Raw genomic sequence first — 2,026 nt, 5'->3', positions numbered from 1 at the left:
GTGTAGTCGTGTTGATGGGTAGGGGAGCGTCCTGCATCCAGGGAAGCCGTGGCGGAAGCTAGCGGTGGAGGGTGTGGGAGTGAGAATGCAGGCATGAGTAGCGAATGCAGAGTGAGAAACTCTGCCGCCGGATGACCAAGGGTTCCTGGGCCAGGCTAATCCGCCCAGGGTAAGTCGGGACCTAAGGCGAGGCCGACAGGCGTAGTCGATGGACAACGGGTTGATATTCCCGTACCCGAGCATGTGCGCCCATGGCGAGGCGTTTGATACTAACCACCCAAAGCCGCGTCCCAATGTCTTCGGACGGAGGGGTGTGTGTGGAGCGTGGGACCTGATTTCGTAGTAGTCAAGCGATGGGGTGACGCAGGAAGGTAGCTCCGCCAGTGAGTGGTAGTACTGGTGTAAGCGTGTAGGCCGTCATGTAGGCAAATCCGCATGGCTATAGGCTGAGACGTGATGCGTAGCCGTTTGAGGCGAAGTAGAGTGATCCTATGCTGCCGAGAAAAGCCTCTAGTGAGTGCATGCACGGCCCGTACCCCAAACCAACACAGGTGGTCAGGTAGAGAATACCAAGGCGATCGGGTGAACTGTGGTTAAGGAACTCGGCAAAATGCCCCCGTAACTTCGGGAGAAGGGGGGCCAAACATCCTGAAGCCTTTTTCGGGCTAGGGGTGGGTGGCCGCAGAGACCAGCGGAAAGCGACTGTTTACTAAAAACACAGGTCCATGCGAAGTCGCAAGACGATGTATATGGACTGACGCCTGCCCGGTGCTGGAACGTTAAGAGGACCGGTTAGCCTTTCGGGGCGAAGCTGAGAATTTAAGCGCCAGTAAACGGCGGTGGTAACTATAACCATCCTAAGGTAGCGAAATTCCTTGTCGGGTAAGTTCCGACCTGCACGAATGGCGTAACGACTTTCCGGCTGTCTCAACCACAGGCCCGGCGAAATTGCACTACGAGTAAAGATGCTCGTTACGCGCGGCAGGACGGAAAGACCCCGGGACCTTTACTATAGTTTGGTATTGGTTTTCGGTTCGGCTTGTGTAGGATAGGTGGGAGACTGTGAAGCGGTGACGCTAGTTACTGTGGAGTCGTTGTTGAAATACCACTCTGGTCGAATTGGGAATCTGAACCTCGGGCCATGATCTGGTTCAGGGACAGTGCCTGATGGGTAGTTTAACTGGGGCGGTTGCCTCCTAAAGAGTAACGGAGGCGCCCAAAGGTTCCCTCAGCCTGGTTGGCAATCAGGTGTTGAGTGCAAGTGCACAAGGGAGCTTGACTGTGAGACAGACATGTCGAGCAGGGACGAAAGTCGGGACTAGTGATCCGGCACCTCCTGGTGGAAGGGGTGTCGCTCAACGGATAAAAGGTACCCCGGGGATAACAGGCTGATCTTGCCCAAGAGTCCATATCGACGGCATGGTTTGGCACCTCGATGTCGGCTCGTCGCATCCTGGGGCCGGAGTAGGTCCCAAGGGTTGGGCTGTTCGCCCATTAAAGCGGCACGCGAGCTGGGTTTAGAACGTCGTGAGACAGTTCGGTCCCTATCCGCCGCGCGCGTAGGATACTTGAGGAAGGCTGTCCCTAGTACGAGAGGACCGGGACGGACGAACCTCTGGTGTGCCAGTTGTCCCGCCAGGGGCATGGCTGGTTGGCCACGTTCGGAAGGGATAACCGCTGAAGGCATCTAAGCGGGAAGCCTGTTCCAAGATGAGGTATCCCACCCCATGTGGGTTAAGGCCCCCAACAGACCATTGGGTTGATAGGCCAGAAATGGAAGCACAGTAATGTGTTGTCGAGTTGACTGGTACTAATAGGCCGAGGACTTGCCTACGAAGATGTTGCGCATCCACTCTACAGCTCTGAAACACCACACAGCCCACGGTGTGTGTGGGTGTTTCGTAGTGTTTCGGTGGTTTTAGCGTCAGGGAAACGCCCGGTCCCATTCCGAACCCGGAAGCTAAGCCTGACAGCGCCGATGGTACTGCAACCGAAGGGTTGTGGGAGAGTAGGACACCGCCGAACT

At 56.3% G+C, this 2,026-nt stretch carries 2 rRNA genes (1 of these 2 cut by a window edge); both read left to right on the top strand.

What is annotated here, in order from left to right:
* A 23S ribosomal RNA gene (locus AB0M82_RS45830) occupies window positions 1–1,834 on the top strand (it extends 1,358 nt beyond the left edge of the window).
* Window positions 1,835–1,908: 74 nt separating this feature from the next.
* Window positions 1,909–2,025: ribosomal RNA gene (gene rrf / locus AB0M82_RS45825) — 5S ribosomal RNA — on the top strand.
* Window position 2,026 lies beyond the last annotated feature (1 nt).

The sequence above is a fragment of the Amycolatopsis sp. NPDC051128 genome (genome assembly GCF_040682715.1).
GTDB lineage: Bacteria > Actinomycetota > Actinomycetes > Mycobacteriales > Pseudonocardiaceae > Amycolatopsis.
The sequence above is the reverse complement of the archived record's forward strand: the minus strand, read 5'-3'. Positions and strand labels throughout refer to the sequence as shown.